Here is a 16,090-nt window from a genome sequence, read left to right on the forward strand (position 1 = left end):
TCACTCCGCTAACCACGCCTGGTGATCTTCAGGCTGAAATACATTTAATCTGGCCTCGACCAGTAACTTGTCATCCTGATCTATCCTGCACGCGAAAACGCTCAGGCCTGACTCATCCATCATCAGCTTTTCGGCTCGCACCTCCAGCACACTGCCTTGATAGAACCGAGTAACCTCAGGTTGATATTTGCGACATCCCAGTAAAAAGCCGATTTTGACCTCTTCCCCGGATGCCAGCGCATTGGCACCGGCAAACGCAGCAATAGTCTGCGCCATATACTCCACACCGACATAACTGGGTACGGACTCAGTGGCAGGATCAAAAAACGGGCTGTCGGGTGCGACTGTCACCCGGCAGTGCGCATGAGATTCACCCGCTTCGACGAACTCACTCAGCAGTATCATCGGATGCGCATGCGGCAGTACCGCTTCTATGTCATAACCTGTAATCATCTGTCTCGTCCAAAAATAAGGGCCAGATTATTACCACCAAAAGCAAAGGAGTTACTCAGACAGCGGCTGACGGGCCGACACTGACCCTTCTCAACAAATGCCAGCGGCGCCAGCTCAGGATCCGGTTGATTATCCCAGCAGTGCGGAAGCAATTGATCCCCGGTATTGAGATCAGAGAGTGTCAGCCAGCATAAAGCCGCTTCTATCGCGCCGGCAGCGCCCAGCGTGTGGCCTGTCATACCCTTGGTGGAGCTTGCAGGCACTGCCATCGCACTCAGCTCATTGAGTACATGACTTTCCATGCTGTCATTCAGGCGCGTTGCGGTACCGTGCAGATTGATATAATCAAGATCGCCTGGCTGGAGCTCTGCCTGCCGACACGCTTGCTCTATTGCCTTGCGCGCACCTCTGCCCTGTGGGTGAGGTGCTGACATATGATGCGCATCTGATGCTGCACCCGTCCCAAACAGTCGAACACTGTCTCCTGACTCTTTTGTCATCAGAAACAGTGCGGCGCCTTCCCCGATATTAATGCCATCGCGGTTCAGACTGAAAGGCTGACACAGATCTGCAGAAATGGATTCCAGTGCCTTGAAGCCATTCAGCGTCAGTTGGCACAGAGAATCTACACCACCGACGATCACGGCATCGACCAGGTCTGCCTGCAACAATGTACGAGCGCTCATCAAGGCTCTTGCACTTGAAGAGCAGGCGGTTGAGATCACATAGCTGGGACCGGTCACACAGGCCAGACGGGCAATGAAATCGGCAGGCGCCATCATCTCCTGTTTGCTGTAATGGTAATCCGGCGGCATGCTACCCTTCTGTTGATAGTGTCTGAGCGCCTGCTCACCTTCTGCAATACCTGAGGTACTGGTACCTATCACAACCCCCACCCGGCCCGCGCCAAAACGTTCGCGGGCGCCCTCCACTTCGTCGCGTATCTGCTCAAACGCCAGTAGAGCCAACTGGTTGTTACGACTGCGCAGTTCACTCGGCCACTCGCTCAGAATCGGTAAGGGGTCTGCAACCTGCCCCACACGAACCGGCTGGGCATCTATCAGAAGATCGGCCCTCAGAACCATGCCGGTACGATCACCTTGCGATGCACTCTCCCAGACAGACATCTTATCCTTACCCAGGGCACAACAGACTCCCATCGCACTCAGGCTGTAGCCAGTCATCACAGCATCTCCACTTCAAGTGTTGTGATTATCAGTTGATAATGCGCCTGTGTCAGCTCTATCAATCTCTGTGGCTCCGGTTCACCTTTCCAGATGATAGACAATACCTCACCGCCCTCTGCATCAATCAGGCGGCGCTGATAGTTGGATGTCAATGCTTCTGTCATGCGCAACTTCGTCAATCTGGGTTCGAGCAGCTCCATCGGCAGTAGCGCAAGCTGCATCTCTGCCAATACTCTGGACGCGAACTCTGGGTCATTAAACGGCTCAACGCCAGCTGTCTGAAGGCCACCGGTCTCATCATAACTCAAGCGCCACAGCTCCTGCCCCAGTGGCGACATACCTACCAACAATATACTGTGTTCAGTCAAACTGGCCGATAGCATGAACTCATGCGTCTTCGTGCCATTACGCCATTGAATATGCTGTAACCATTGCTGGTCTGGTCCCGGCCAACCCGGATAAAGACGATAACTGCCGCCTGCCATCGGCACACTGTCTTTTGCCGCAGTTGACGACAATACCTGACAGGCACTCAGCAGCAGGCCAAAAATCAGGATGCCAAAGAGTCTGAACATAGATCACTCAATACCTGGATACGGCGACTGGTTTCAGCCACATAGGGGTTATTCTGATCCCACGCATAACCGGCCAGAATGGAACTGATCATGGCGCTGATCTCCGGCTGGCGATCCGGGTTGAAGATAATATTCTGGAAGCGACCATCATACCACGCCTCAACAAAGCAGCGGAACGTATTGATTCCTTTGCGTAATGGGACGCTATACTCCACTTCCCAATCAACATTTTCGCCATCCAGTTCACGCAATACCAAAGGTACGGCCTTCTCTGAAGAGCGCAAGGCGATAGTCACACCAGATGAAAAAACCGGATCAAGGAACTCACCGGCATTACCCAACAGCGCATAACGTTTCCCATACAGGCTACGCACATTGGCGGAATATCCCGTCAGATCTCGTGCTTCACTTATCATGGTAGCATTGCTCAACAATGCGGATAAGTCGGGTTCATCATGCACTTTTTCCCATAGCTTCTGCTCTGAAGTCTGCTCCTCATTAAAGCGTTCAGGGCAGCCGACAACGCCAAGACTGGCTGTGCCGTCACTGAAAGGGATCAGCCAGAACCAGACATCCTGCTGTGTGGGATGGACCGTAATCAGTATTTTATTGCGATCGAATGCAGGGTCGCTGATCTGGTCTTTGATATGACAGAAGTTGGCCTGACGCACAGGAAAATTCGACGGTTCCTCCAGATCCAGCAAGCGCGGCAACACACGTCCAAAGCCGCTGGCATCCAGCACGAACCCCGCTTGTACACGATAGTTCTCGCCGCCTTCCTTGCGGATACTCAATGCGACTGACTCTTGATATGATTTTTGATATTCCAGCGACTCTACCGCCTCGCCGTAGCGTATCTCCATGCCCTGCTTACTCGCAGCATCAGCCAGTAGTTGATCAAAGGCTGCACGCTTGACCTGATAAGTGGTGCCAGGACCCGGCGAGCTTTTCTTCGTGAAATCAAACTCTGTGTGCTGGCCCTGCTTCAGAAAAGCAGCGCCATCCTTGAACTGAAAGCCATGTTCCAGCGCCCCCGCCTCTACAGCGTCCAGCAAGCCCGCACTGGCCAGAAACTCCATACAGTGAGGTAACAGACTTTCTCCGATGGAGAAGCGCGGGAAGTGCTGTTTTTCGATACACAGCACTCGTTTCCCGGCACGGGCCAGCAGCGCACCGGCACAGGCGCCGGAAGGTCCGGCACCAATAATGATCACATCCACGCGTTCCATCTATCGCTTACCTCGTCCACTTATACAACTTATCAAAGGGGCAAACAGTGCAGCCAGTGCCACACCGCTGAACACTGTCAGACCAAAAGCGGCAATAGCCGGTGTCTGACTGAAACTCAGCAATCCAAACGCGACACCGCTGGTAAGCGCCGACAGAGATACCGCCTGTATAACCTCCGGCAAGGGCAGCTCTGAGGCAAAGAACACGGCATAATCCAGCGCCAGCGCCAATACCAGCAACACCGCCACCAGATTGAACAGGGTCAATTGCGACTGAAACCACTGGCTGAACGCCAGACTACCGGCCATGGCGATCAGCAAGTAAAGAAGTGTCGCGGCAGATCTGGCAGGGCCCAGACGCCAACTGAGCAGCAACACCGACAAACCAAGCGCCAGCAGTATCCAGATACCCAACTGCTCACGTATCTCACCGATGCTGTTATCGGCATCACCCACCGGATCAAACCAGTGTACCTGCGGCCATTTATCCAGCTCTTCTTGGATCACACTGTCGTGCACCATATTGGCATCACCCTCAAGCCCGCTCAAAAATATCAGACTGGCAAGCTGCTCCTCCACCGCCACCAGATGCTGTCGGGTAAAGAGCTGCAAGGATTCGGGGTCCAGCTTGCTCTGTACCGGAGTCGGTACCTCCAGCCCCAGCTCATCCAGAAACTGTTGCACAACTGAGCTCTGGTAGGCCTTGCCCAGCATCTGCTGAAGCGCTTCCTGTCGATCGTGTGAAGGTACCCTATCCGATAATGCCTGCCACCCACTCAAAATCCCTTGTTGCTGCCACTGGTGTAACAGGGGTTTGAGCATCTCCTCCTGCTGTAACACGGATTCAATATCATCTGCCAGCACGACCAGAAAACGGCTGTCCCAGGGTTGCGCTCCCAACTGGCGGACCTGCCGCTCCTGCTCAGCCAGAAGCGCCGGTGTCTGATTAAAGGCCCTGACGCTGTCCGTAAATACGGGATTGGCAAGATAACTGCCAACCGCAATGACCACGGCCACCAGCAACAGGAAAATTGCCCGATGACGCCTTGTGCGATCGATCCTCAGCGCCAGATGATGACTGACTGCACAAGCCCAGCGACTGACAGGAAATTGTCCAGCCTTGATCAGATAGGGATACAGTACCCAGACACTCAAATAGGCTGCGATAAGCCCCCCAGCGATGAAAACAGCTACCTGTTGCAACAGACTGAAGGGCAACCAGATCAGCAGCAGATAACCCAGCAAGGTGCTCAGCAAGCCCAGCGTCAGACTTGGCAGCATGTTGCGAAAACGTTCAGCGCTCTGGTTGGCCGAGACCATTCCATGAAAGGAGTAGTCCACCGCAATGCCGATCAGGGTTGTGGCAAACACCAACGCCAGAATATGCGGCTGCGGAAAAATCAGCAGCAGCGCTGTCAGGCCGGTCGTGACAGAGATCAGCATCACCACCCCCGACAGCCAAAGCGGTTTCAGGCTTCTGAAAACAAGCACCAGCATCAACAGGATAATCAGTGCCGACAAACCACCAAAAAGCGTCATCTCACTTCTGGCTGTCTGCGCAGCAGCAACGGCATGAAACAACACACCGCTGCGACTGAGTTGCAGATCCGACCACTGCAGCCGCAGCTCATCAACCAGTTGGGTTAACCTATCGTCCAGCAGTTGAGCCTGCTGCTGGTTCTCAAAGGGGTCATACTCCAGCTCTGCGTTCAATAGCATCACTGCACGATCACCCGAGCGCCATTCAAACCCCATCAAGGCAGGCCTGAGCTGTCGATAACCACCCGACTGTTGCTCAAGATACTGCTGTGTCAGCAACAGAGGGTCCAGCACCAGTGCCTGATCCAGCACCGGGGCCGGGCTCAGAATGCGCTGCCATGCAGACTGAATCAGCGCCTCATATTCACCACGGCTTAATAGATCCCAATGTTCATCAGAAGCCAACTGCCCCTGATGTGCCTGATATTGCTGCTGCAACATCTGCATCAACTCAAGCGGCTGATGCCAGGTAACGCCCTCTTGCAAGTGCTGCAACTGTTGTGCAACGCCCTGCAAATCAACTGTGTCCGGTCCACTGAGTAGCAGGCTGAACTGTCGACTGCTGCGGTTCTGCTTCAACAATTGCTGCTGCCATGGCTCCTGTGCAGAAGGCAGCGCCGCTGTGATACTGCTGTTCCAGGCCACCTGCGGCAGCTTCAGCCCCAGCAGCAACAGCACCAGTATCCAGGCACCGAGTAGACAGATGATACGAGCGTGGCGAATCACTCGGTCTTCACCCCGATATCAGCCCCAACCTCTCTATCAACCCCGTCAACAGACTGATCAGCATCCAGTTCCAACTCAATCAGCGTCCTGTTGCCGTTATGCTCAAGCAGGTTGATCGTGTTCAGGGTCTGGTCACCACACAGCGTCATCTGCGTAAAAAACTGATCAACGGGTGGCTGATGTGGTCGCAACTCAAAACAGTCTTCACCCGCACTTGTCAGGGTGAAATATTGATGCAGAAACGCTGTTCTCTGCTGCAGTACAGCCAGTAACAACTGACCGATGATTTCGCTACCGGCAATAGCCTCCGCACTACCAACAGCAGCACCATCAGTTAACTGTGATACGCCAGCAGCACTGATCAATACCTGGCTGCTGACCGGCTTCTGGGTATGCCACAGGAGCTGCTCATCCTCCAACAGAAGATAGCCACTGCTGAGCACCGGCTTTTTCAGCCCACTGATATGTTTGTGCTGGGTAAAATTCACTCTGCCGTCCAGCCCCTGCCAGTCCGGCAACTGTATCTCGCTATCGGCAGCAAGCGCTGCTGCAAAGAGCAAAGAACAAGACAAAGCACCAGACAGAATGAGCAGATACTTAGCCTTCATTAGACAAGCCCAGCTTTTCAAAGAGTATATCTGGTGAGCGAAAGCACATCTCCTGTGTATCCATAGCAACAGCCACCTGTACGGTACTGGCCTTGGTCAGCTTTTTACCACTGTCGGCATCTTTAATCAGGTAATTGATTTTCAATCGATTTTCCCATTCAACCAGTTGTGCTTCGACTCTGATTTTCTGAGCAAACCTTGCCGGCCCAATATACTTGATGCGCATATCCACCACCGGCCACATATACCCGGATTCATACATATCCTGATAGTCATAGTGGATGCTGCGCAGCAGTTCGGTTCTGGCGGCCTCCAGATATTTGGCATAGTTACCGTGCCAGACCACCTGCATCGGATCCACATCAAAAAAGGGCACATCGATAATGATGTCGGCAGTTATCATCCAGCCTCCTTCTGATAAAGTGACCAGCTCTGCTGCTGTATCTGAGCCACCAGATCACGCAGGCTGCTGTCCAGCCGACGGTCTTCGGTCAGTAATGGGCAGGATTCCTGCAACTCGGCCAGCATCGATTGAATAGCGGGTGTCAAGCTGGACGAAGAGAGCTGCCCCTGGCGTATACGCAACTGAACCCCCTGCTGAACCGCCATCAACATGGCCGCCATGACCTGCTCGGTCAGTTGCAGAACACGCAGACAGTCACGCGCCGCTATCGTCCCCATACTCACCTTGTCCTGATTGTGGCATTCGGTCGAGCGCGAGAAGACACTGGCAGGCATGGTCAGCTTCAGAGCCTCTGCCGTCCAGGCGGAGCAGCCTATCTGAACCGCCTTGAAGCCGTGATTGATATACTGTCGGTCCGCTTCGGCCGCGGAAAGATTGGCAGGCAAGCCGTTATTGAACTTCACGTCCATCAACAGTGCCATCTGGCGATCATGCAGGTCAGCAAGATTGGCGACCGCATTCTTCATGCTGTCCATTACCATGGCGATATGACCACCGTAAAAATGCCCGCCATGCAGCACATGCTCACCGATCCCATCGATAATCGGATTGTCATTGGCGCTGTTCAGTTCGTTTTCGATCATCTGTCTGAACCAGGGCAGAGCATCTCTCAGCACGCCGGTGATATGCGGCGCACAGCGGATGGAGTAACGATCCTGCAAACGATCGGAGTTGCGCAGATGCTCATGATGATTCAGGTCATCACGTATCCAGCCAGCCACTTCATTCTGACCCGGATGCGGTTTAACGCTGAACAATATCTCATCAAAGTGATGACCATTGCCCTGCAGTGCCAGGCTTGCCAGTGCGGTGAGTCGACTGGACAGGCGCGTCAGATACTCGGCACGCTCGTAAGCGATACAGGCCAGCGCCGTCATCACCGCTGTACCGTTCATGATCGCCAGCCCCTCTTTCGGGCGCAACCGGATCGGTGCTGACTTCAGCTCAGCCAGCACCTCCGCGGCAGGACGTACCTGGTTCTGATAGTAGACTTCACGCTCACCGATCAGGCAGGCTGCCACATAGGACAACGGTGTCAGATCACCACTGGCACCCACACTGCCCTCCTGCGGAATCACCGGTACAACATCCTGATTGAGAAAGAGAGTCAGTTGTCTGAGCAGCTCCCAGCTGACGCCGGAGTAACCCTGCGTCAGTGAGCACAGACGGGTTGCCAGAATGGCGCGACCTTCCTGTGACGAAAAGTTATCACCCAGGCCACAACCATGAAACCGTGTCAGATGGATCGGCAGTTCATATACCTGCGACAGCGGCACCTTGACGGTACAGCTATCGCCATATCCAGTCGTGACACCATAAATAACACCATCCTCTTCAAGCAGCCGGTCAAGAAAGGCCACGGCCGTATCTATCTTGCGCGTAAACTCGGCGCTACCTGACAGGCTCACGGGCAGCTTCTGCCTTGCGATGGCATTGATCTGCTCGATACTGAGCCTGCCTTCACCAAAACGTATCTCTTTATCGATACTGGATTCGGCGATACTGGATTCAGCGATATCAGATGACTGACTGGCGATCAGGTTATCCGTGCTCTCAATGACTGGCGTCACGTGGCGCTTCCTTATCTTGGCTGACAGCTGCGGGTAGCTGCCAGAAATCATAAAAATTAAACCACTGCAGCGGATATCGACAGGCGAAATGCTCCAGTCGCTCTGCATAGCGAGCGACCAGTTGCGTGATATCCGCGTCGCGGGTTTTTCGTGGCAGTCTGATCCGCTCGGCAAAAGGCTCAAATGTCAGCTCATACCCCTGCCGGATCTTCATGCAGAACAGCAGATGCACCGGACAATCAAGCACGCTGGCAAGCACCCAGGGGCCTATCGCAAAAGGTGCAGGTTGCCCGAGAAAGTCCACCCAGACCGACCGCTCCGGTGATGCCGCCGAGATACGATCGCCGACAATCACGACAAACTCACCCTGCTCAACGCGCTCTTTAAGCATGATCGTCAATGCCGGTGTAATACCATCCACCTGAATCAGGTTGAGATCGACCTGATTATTCGCTTCTTTCAGCGCTCTGTTAAAGGCCCGTGCGTGTCGGGTAAAAACCAGCACATTGATGCGGGTTGGATAGCGTGAGCGCACCAATGCTCGGCAAACCTCTTTGTTGCCCAGATGACTGCCGATCAGTACGCCACCGGTTCTGCTCGCTACCAGATCGGCAAAACTTACCGACCCACCCTGACTGACCTGATCGGGTGTGATGCGGCCAATCCAGGCATCCAGCTTTGCCAGTGCTGCCAGCGCGAACTGCCAGAAGTGACAGTAACTCTGCCAGTAGCCCGGTTCAGATGAAAACCGGCTATTGCTACCACTGCGATGATGAACGCGGCGCAGAAAATCCCGCGATGCGTTTCTGGCCACACGATCCGTGACAAAGAAATAGCCCAGCACCGGTACCAGCGATGCCAGAATCAACCATCGACCACCATAGCGATAGAGAAACAGCAGGACCTGAATACCGAAGTAACTGCCCCTTTCGCGTTTTTTTGCCCAGTGTTCAGCTGCCGGTGGCATGAGCTCTCCGCCATTTGAAACTCAACAAACCAGGCAGGCGCCACAACATGCCGAAAAAGAGTCGCGTGTGCATCTTGCTGATCAGCCAGTTGTCCTGCAACAGTTTGAAATGGGAGCGCCCACCCTGAGGGTAGATCACCCGAGTTGGCAGAAACAGCACGCTGATATCGCGCCAGTAGAGCCTGACCATGATCTCCGTATCAAAGTCCATCCGCTTGCCAAGCCGGGAGGTGTCTATCAGCTCAATACAGTTGGCCAAGGGATAGACTCTGAAACCACACATCGAATCCTTCACAGAAAATGAGAGCGTCTCAATCCAGACCCAGACGTGGGTGATGTAGCGGCCAATCAGGCGGCTGCGCGGAATTGAGTCATCGTATAGGGGCAGGCCACTGATCAATGCCTCTGGATTTGCGGCCGACAGCGCCCACAAAGCGGGAATATCAGCCAGATCATGCTGGCCATCCGCATCAACCTGCAGCGCATGGGTATAACCCTGTTCAACTGCATGGCGCATACCGGCCATAACAGCCCCGCCCTTGCCGATATTCTTATCCAGCGTCAGTAACTGCACCAGCGGCTCATCCTGTTGCAGTTGCTGCAATACCTGCCGTGTGCGCTCATCTGAGCCGTCATCGACAATGATCACCGGCAGTTGATACTCACTCAATGTTCGCACAGTCGCGGTGATCGTATCGTCATGATTGTAGATCGGGATCAGAAAGCAGTTACTCGGCACCTGCCACCTCCCATTTAAGACGACCAGATGCCACTTTTTCATCTTCCAGTGTATAGCTGAAAAGAGTCACTCCCGGTTTAGTCTGTTCAAGCACCAGCCGAAGCCTGCTGCCGGGGCGTACCATCACCTGAAATTTCAGCACCTCAACTGCAGTGACCTCAAGCAACTGCGGGAAATAGCGCTGCGTATAGTGCACCACCCAATGAAGCTGCGCGACACCAGCCAGCACGGGAGCCCCTGGAAAGTGTCCATCGAAGTAGTGAACACGCTCAGAAACAGCCAGATCCAGCTCGACTCGCTCCGCCTCAATCTGCTCCGAGAGTAACTCTGGAAAGTGTTCGGTAAACGATTCAGGACTGTGTTTAGCCATCAGAGAAACAGTGCCTCGAGTGTTTGCCTGGGTAGCTTTCCCTGCTCGTTATAGGGCAGTTGCGCCACATAGCGGAATTTTTTCGGTAACTGTACCCGCTCAAAGCGCGTTGACAGATGACTGCGCAACAACTCATTCAGCGCTCGTTTTCCCTGCTGTTCCAATTGTGCCTGCCCCTGCTCGGTCAACACAACCACCAGTGCAAGCTGCACTCTGGAATGACTCAACACCAACGCAATCACCTCCTTGATGAAAGGATGTTGCAAGCACAGTTTTTCCAGTTCGGTCAGTGACAGGCGCTTCTCTTCAACCTTGACGATTCTGTCTGCCCTTCCGAGCAGTTCAAAGCTATCCGGTGAATGAAAAAGGACCTGATCCTGAGTCTGGTAGGGCTCACAAGAGTCCAGATACGGCGAACGAATAATCAGACAGCCATCATCTGCCTGACTGAGCGTGACATCCTTGAATGCGTGCCAGAACGTGCTGTATTGCTGTTGTTGACGATGACTGTGGCCATGACGCTGCCGAAAGGCGATCCCACCGGTTTCAGTACTGCCGAATATCTCGATAGGTGCCTGCCCCAGGTGCTCTGTGTAAAAAGAGGGCAGATGATCGGCCAGAGGCCCGCCCGAGCTGAAGATGGCACTGATATTCGATTTGCTCGCCGACAGCTGATCCAGCTCTGCAAATCGGGACAGATGCGCCGGACTGGCAATCAGCACCACGGAGTGTGCTTCCAGCAAAGACTGCCATTGTTCGAAAAAGGCGATAGATGAACGATAGATCACCCGCTCGGTGCTCAGAGGCCAGAGAATACGGAACAACAGACCATAGATATGCTGATGAGATACGGTTGCTGCAAAAACAGACTCCGACAACAGCGCATCGCCGAAAGCACGTTCGAGGCAACCCACTTCTATCAGCAACTGGTCGAGTGTCTTGCGGATCAGTTTTGGGATGCCGGTTGAACCTGAGGTGAAAAAACAGATCCGGGACTGCCTGCTGAGCGATAGTTTGAGCGATAGTTTGAGCGATTGCTTAAGTGGCTGTCCAGATAAGAGATCCGAATCGTTTTGCTTCAGCGCAAAGGAGTCGTCACGATACGGCGGAAAAGACTCAGGCACTGACCAGTCAGCATGGAGGGCGGCCTCAGCTAATGTTTCTGGCTGGGCATTGGGAGCCAGAATAATCTGTTTGCCCAGATGAGTCAGAGCACAGAACCAGAGTGAAAAACTCACTGTGTCAGGATGGTAAAGCAAGACACTATCGCCCTGCCTCGCCTCACAGTACTGCACCACTGCTTGCAACTGTATCAGCCAATCTCGAACCGTGATCAGTTCCTGCCCCTGAGCAAAGATAACCTGCTCAGGATTGGACCAACTGATTTCAAACTGATTATCGTCCTGATTTAACAATTTTCCTTACCCGCCATTCTATCAACATCAACAAACCCATCAGACAATAGGCGATCAAACCGTTATACAGAACCCATAGATCCCAGTCGCCATAGAGTGCAGTACTCATCGCCACGGCGCCATTCATGATAAAGAATAGACACCATACCTGTGTGACTTTGCGGGTATAGGCGACTCCTTGTTCATCCAGCTCATTCCCCACTGCACCCTCCATCGCACGGGCTATTCGCTCGATCACCGTGGGAGGGAACCATAGCGACCAGGCGAACAGCATCAGCATGCCCAGATTGATCCATACCGGGTAGAAGAGTAATGCCTGCTCCGCCTGCCCTGCTGACAGCAGAATCAATATCAAACCCACTGTGAGCGCAAAGAACCAACGCGCACCTTTTGCACCGGCATCTGAATAGAAGCTCTTCACAAGCGCAATCAACGCCAGTGGCACGATGGCCGCCACCGGCCCCCATCTGCCAATCGCCAGCCAGACATACAGAGGGTAAACCAGCACCAGAAGCTGCAGCAGCCGTGGAAGAGCCGCCCTGATTTTCATCAGGCAGCGATCAGACTGAACACTTCTTCAACCACATCACCTACCGTTCGGACACTTTTGAAAGCTTCGGGATCAACCTTTTTACCGGTAATTTCATGCAGTTTTACCACCAGATCCACCGCATCAATACTATCCAGATCCAGATCTTCATAGAGGTTGGCATCCAGGTTGATCTGCTCGGCATCCAGCTCGAACTCTTTCACCAGAATATCCTTCAGTACAACATAAACCTCTGCTTTTGTTTTCATCTCATCACTCCCTTAACTTTTCGAACTGATATAACCAGCCAGACTGTTGATGCTGGAAAAATGCTCTCTGGTTTGCTCTGCATTGGCATCAAACTTGATGTTGTAGTGGTTTTTGATGGCCAACCCCAACTCCAGCGCATCAATTGAATCAAGTCCCAGGCCATCAACAAACAGGGGCTCATCGTCCTTTATGTCATCAGGGGTGATATCTTCAAGCTCCAGAGTCTGAATAATCAGCCGCTTCAATTCATGCTTCAGTGCATCCATTTTCATTCACTACCTGTTGATAATATTGCTGAAGATCTTTCGTTAAATGCCTTGCCGCCAACGAGATAGAGACTTCGCCGAGATAGGCTGTCAGTGGAATCTCTTTCAGGTAATGGATGGCAAGTGTCGGTTTGCGCTCTGGCACCTGATACCAGGATTCCTGCTTAGTCAATGTGCTGGGTTCACAGCGAATCAACAGCGCCAGAAAGTCGGACCTGCTGCGAAGCGCTATATTGGCAGCACCCCGCTGAAAACTCAGCTCAGATCCCGGCGTTGTCCGCGTCCCCTCTGGGAAAATTATCAGATTGTTACCCGCAGCCAGCGATGCGGCACAATCTGCTATCAAACCATCCGGATCCGAATTACTGATATACCCGGTGCTCGCAATCACGCCTCGTACAAAGGGATTGCGAAACAACTGCTCCTTGACCACACAATCCGCATTGGGGGTCATCGCGATCAGTGCCACAACATCGATCAGGCTGGGATGGTTGGCGATGATGATTTTTCCCCGTACATCACTCAGCAACGCCTGTACCGAAAAGTCATAATTGATGACACCCACGCGTTGCATCAGCCAGATAAAAAAAGCAAAGCCTTTATGCACAGAAGCGCGCGCAAGCTGCCGCCTACGCACTGTATCCCGCACAAACAAGCGCTGCATTGGAAAAACCAGCAGCGATAGCATCAATCCACCCAGCCCAAAACAACTGAAGCAGAAACCTGTCGCCACTATCCGATAGAGTCTATTCGCAAAGCTTCCAATCTCATCCACGAGACCACTCCCAGGATTGCCCTTGGGAGATCCTCCGATATTGATCATGCGCCCCGTTCAGAAAAGAGATCAGGTCGACTAACTGATCTGAAACGGTGTTTTCAGCATTGATCTTCTCAAAGCCAGCATGCTCAGGCTCAATCGTTTGCCTGCTGAACCTTACCCGCTCCCCCTCATGATTGGAGAGCAGCAGTGCAATCGCACTCAGCGCTGAGGGCTCCTGACAGTATGGCTGATAGACTTCTGGCACCTGATCATCGGAATAAACAACCAACACCTCCTCCAGATCAGGTTCCGACACAAGACGCGCAGCAGCTTCCAGTACGGCATACTGCAAGCTGTCTGCTCCGGCAGCAATGGCATTACAGTCTGCCTGATTACCGGTGAAAATACTGTATTGGCCACTTATCGCATTATGTACAGAAAGCGAAAACTGCGTTGGAGAGATCGACTCATCGGCTACCAGAGCATTGATCAACTCAAGTGTTCTGCGAAGATCGCCATGGCGTGATGCAAATATACAGGGTGCGCCCCTGCTCTCATCGACATCCAGCGCCACTCGAAATGCCTTGCGGGCCTGATTGCTCAGCCGACGTCGAGTCATTGCAGGGACTTCAGACAGGTCAGACGCACCACTGTCTTGTGGACAATTCACTGTGGGCGCACTAGCAGCCCTCATTTCGGGCAACCATGCAGACCAGGCTTTGATATGAAAATCCATCGATAGATTACTGCCTGTAAAATTCCATTTATAAGCTTTTGTTTGAAAGGGCGCAATCATATAGAAGATTAAGCATGGATGTAAAACAGAAATGCCATCCCTCACTCAATCCACTGCTATTCTGGATGGCCTTGATACTGAATGGACCAACATTTTCAAACATAATGAAAATTTAGCTGCACCATACCCCCATCACAAGATCACTCATTCGCGTTTAATTTTTAGAGCTGCTTGCGGTCTCTATCGCTTCCACAATAGCCAACTTAACAGCCTCTGAGTAGTCATCCTCATAAAGAATTGAGCTGATAATCTGGTACAGCAGACCTTTATCAATCACGTTATCCGCCACCCAGACAGCGATGTTCTCCATCTCTTTCACAAACCGTTTTACCACGTAATCGAAGCCGTTCAGCTCAAGGAAGTAGGCACCCAAGGCAAGCGAAGATCGCTTATTTCCATCGTTGAATGCATGATGTTTATTAATGGAAAACACCAAATGCGTGAGCTTGTCTTCCATTTCTGGGTAGTACAAGTCATTTTGGATATGCTCCAGTGGGCTTTCCAACTGCCCGATATCCTTGGTACCGGCAAGCCCACCAGAGTTCTCTATGATCCAATCGTGAATCTCTACTGCATGTCTAGCATCGAAATAAAGATACCGGATGCCTAGGTCTGAATCGGCCATATCAGCGATCCTTCAGGCGCTTGAATACAGCGAGAGTGTCCGGATCACTCAATTGCTCTTCCAGAGACTTGCTCTTTTCACCCAGAAAACGCTCGAAATCGGCTTCAGGTACCGACTGAATGTAAGCTTCCAATTTTTCATGCAAAGCGTCTCTGAAGCACAGATCCCGGCTGGCCATTTTAGTTCTCGCATCGAGGATTAACGGCCTGAACAACGGGTGCTGCTCAAAGCTGGCAAACAAATTCTCAGCTTCTTTCTGGGTTAGCTTGCCACCCTTGGCCTGACTGGCCTTTTCCAACTCATGCGCAATACCGGACTCAAAGCTGGCGATAAGGTTCAGCACCTCAGAATACATGGTCTCGCGGATTTTTTCTTTTTCTGCCAGCCTCAACACCTTTTTATATTCCGTTGCATTCTCATGGAAAATACTTTGGTAGATCAGGTTGGTAAAGCGGGCGTACTTCCAGTGGTTACCCTCAACAAAGCTATCCAGGGCGTCTGTAAATTGGCGACGATAGTTCTCTTCCTGGAACGCAGCCAGCAGGTAGTTTTCATCCCGCTGGTTGATGAACTTGGTGTGTCCGCCAGCACGCTCAGCCATCACGTCCAAAACGATGTCGAGCAAGCGCGAGCGCAGAAGACGGGCGGTTTCGCTTTCGGTGAGCAGCATACCCAGATTTAATACTGCTCGAAAAGAAAACACGCCAAGAGCACTGATTTTGGTACCGTAATTGGTTACGGTACCATCCATTAACTTTTTGAATTCCTTGAGCTTACTCCCTTTTAGCACTGTGTAGCCATTGGCTTTTAGTTCATTGGCATGGCTCACCAGATATTTTTCAATAGTACTGTCACTCACCTCATACAGCAGCATAAGCTGCTGCTTCGTAAACACCGTTTCTCCCTGATACTGAACGCCACCCAAGCCCAGATGCTGCTCAGCCTGTTGCAGGGCATATCGGTTGTTGAGGATGTTCTGGCGATCGTGGGATGATTCGGTGA

At 52.5% G+C, this 16,090-nt stretch carries 19 protein-coding genes; all 19 read right to left on the minus strand.

Going from position 1 to position 16,090, the window contains the following annotated elements; all coding sequences use genetic code 11:
• The 19 genes from ACK3CJ_RS12575 to ACK3CJ_RS12665 all read right to left on the minus strand — a co-directional run bounded on the left by ACK3CJ_RS12575 (position 1) and on the right by ACK3CJ_RS12665 (position 15,983).
• Positions 1-453: a hotdog family protein gene (locus ACK3CJ_RS12575; protein WP_409522556.1), complete on the minus strand. Its 453-nt coding sequence runs from the start codon at positions 451-453 to the stop codon at positions 1-3.
• On the minus strand, positions 450-1,637 hold the full coding sequence (locus tag ACK3CJ_RS12580) for a beta-ketoacyl-[acyl-carrier-protein] synthase family protein (RefSeq protein WP_409522557.1): 1,188 nt from the start codon (positions 1,635-1,637) through the stop codon (positions 450-452). Before ACK3CJ_RS12580 ends, ACK3CJ_RS12575 begins: the two co-directional genes overlap by 4 nt.
• The gene (locus tag ACK3CJ_RS12585) at positions 1,637-2,215 is read right to left on the minus strand and encodes a DUF3261 domain-containing protein (protein ID WP_409522558.1); all 579 of its coding nucleotides are present in this window, start codon (positions 2,213-2,215) and stop codon (positions 1,637-1,639) included. The genes ACK3CJ_RS12580 and ACK3CJ_RS12585 overlap by 1 nt, the downstream gene beginning before the upstream one ends.
• Positions 2,191-3,444, minus strand: a complete 1,254-nt coding sequence (locus ACK3CJ_RS12590; protein ID WP_409522559.1) for an NAD(P)/FAD-dependent oxidoreductase — start codon at positions 3,442-3,444, stop codon at positions 2,191-2,193. Before ACK3CJ_RS12590 ends, ACK3CJ_RS12585 begins: the two co-directional genes overlap by 25 nt.
• Positions 3,445-5,709, minus strand: a complete 2,265-nt coding sequence (locus tag ACK3CJ_RS12595) for an MMPL family transporter (RefSeq protein WP_409522560.1) — start codon at positions 5,707-5,709, stop codon at positions 3,445-3,447.
• Positions 5,706-6,317, minus strand: a complete 612-nt coding sequence (locus ACK3CJ_RS12600) for an outer membrane lipoprotein carrier protein LolA (RefSeq protein WP_409522561.1) — start codon at positions 6,315-6,317, stop codon at positions 5,706-5,708. Before ACK3CJ_RS12600 ends, ACK3CJ_RS12595 begins: the two co-directional genes overlap by 4 nt.
• A complete protein-coding gene (locus ACK3CJ_RS12605) occupies positions 6,307-6,720 on the minus strand; it encodes an acyl-CoA thioesterase (protein WP_409522562.1) in 414 nt (137 codons plus the stop codon). Before ACK3CJ_RS12605 ends, ACK3CJ_RS12600 begins: the two co-directional genes overlap by 11 nt.
• A complete protein-coding gene (locus ACK3CJ_RS12610) occupies positions 6,717-8,351 on the minus strand; it encodes an HAL/PAL/TAL family ammonia-lyase (protein WP_409522563.1) in 1,635 nt (544 codons plus the stop codon). The genes ACK3CJ_RS12605 and ACK3CJ_RS12610 overlap by 4 nt, the downstream gene beginning before the upstream one ends.
• Positions 8,335-9,318, minus strand: coding sequence for a lipid A biosynthesis acyltransferase (locus ACK3CJ_RS12615; protein ID WP_409522564.1), 984 nt, complete (start codon positions 9,316-9,318; stop codon positions 8,335-8,337). Before ACK3CJ_RS12615 ends, ACK3CJ_RS12610 begins: the two co-directional genes overlap by 17 nt.
• On the minus strand, positions 9,302-10,057 hold the full coding sequence (locus ACK3CJ_RS12620; RefSeq protein ID WP_409522565.1) for a glycosyltransferase family 2 protein: 756 nt from the start codon (positions 10,055-10,057) through the stop codon (positions 9,302-9,304). The genes ACK3CJ_RS12615 and ACK3CJ_RS12620 overlap by 17 nt, the downstream gene beginning before the upstream one ends.
• Complete coding sequence (locus ACK3CJ_RS12625; protein ID WP_409522566.1) at positions 10,047-10,427, minus strand: hypothetical protein; 381 nt, start codon at positions 10,425-10,427, stop codon at positions 10,047-10,049. The genes ACK3CJ_RS12620 and ACK3CJ_RS12625 overlap by 11 nt, the downstream gene beginning before the upstream one ends.
• On the minus strand, positions 10,427-11,842 hold the full coding sequence (locus tag ACK3CJ_RS12630) for an AMP-binding protein (RefSeq protein ID WP_409522567.1): 1,416 nt from the start codon (positions 11,840-11,842) through the stop codon (positions 10,427-10,429). Before ACK3CJ_RS12630 ends, ACK3CJ_RS12625 begins: the two co-directional genes overlap by 1 nt.
• Positions 11,823-12,392 carry a hypothetical protein gene (locus tag ACK3CJ_RS12635; RefSeq protein WP_409522568.1) on the minus strand — a complete coding sequence of 190 codons (570 nt, stop codon included), beginning with the start codon at positions 12,390-12,392 and terminating at the stop codon, positions 11,823-11,825. Before ACK3CJ_RS12635 ends, ACK3CJ_RS12630 begins: the two co-directional genes overlap by 20 nt.
• A complete protein-coding gene (locus ACK3CJ_RS12640) occupies positions 12,392-12,640 on the minus strand; it encodes an acyl carrier protein (protein ID WP_409522569.1) in 249 nt (82 codons plus the stop codon). Before ACK3CJ_RS12640 ends, ACK3CJ_RS12635 begins: the two co-directional genes overlap by 1 nt.
• Before the next feature lie 12 nt (positions 12,641-12,652).
• A complete protein-coding gene (locus ACK3CJ_RS12645; protein WP_409526590.1) occupies positions 12,653-12,907 on the minus strand; it encodes a phosphopantetheine-binding protein in 255 nt (84 codons plus the stop codon).
• On the minus strand, positions 12,888-13,682 hold the full coding sequence (locus ACK3CJ_RS12650; protein ID WP_409522570.1) for a lysophospholipid acyltransferase family protein: 795 nt from the start codon (positions 13,680-13,682) through the stop codon (positions 12,888-12,890). Before ACK3CJ_RS12650 ends, ACK3CJ_RS12645 begins: the two co-directional genes overlap by 20 nt.
• The gene (locus ACK3CJ_RS12655) at positions 13,675-14,286 is read right to left on the minus strand and encodes a beta-ketoacyl synthase chain length factor (protein WP_409522571.1); all 612 of its coding nucleotides are present in this window, start codon (positions 14,284-14,286) and stop codon (positions 13,675-13,677) included. The genes ACK3CJ_RS12650 and ACK3CJ_RS12655 overlap by 8 nt, the downstream gene beginning before the upstream one ends.
• A gap of 331 nt (positions 14,287-14,617) precedes the next feature.
• A complete protein-coding gene (locus tag ACK3CJ_RS12660) occupies positions 14,618-15,088 on the minus strand; it encodes a type II toxin-antitoxin system death-on-curing family toxin (protein ID WP_409522572.1) in 471 nt (156 codons plus the stop codon).
• A 1-nt stretch (position 15,089) separates the two neighbouring features.
• Positions 15,090-15,983 (minus strand): hypothetical protein, encoded by an 894-nt coding sequence (locus tag ACK3CJ_RS12665; protein WP_409522573.1) that lies wholly within the window; start codon positions 15,981-15,983, stop codon positions 15,090-15,092.
• Positions 15,984-16,090: the final 107 nt, after the last annotated feature.

Source organism: Nitrincola salilacus, from assembly GCF_046271865.1.
GTDB classification, from domain to species: domain Bacteria; phylum Pseudomonadota; class Gammaproteobacteria; order Pseudomonadales; family Balneatricaceae; genus Nitrincola; species Nitrincola salilacus.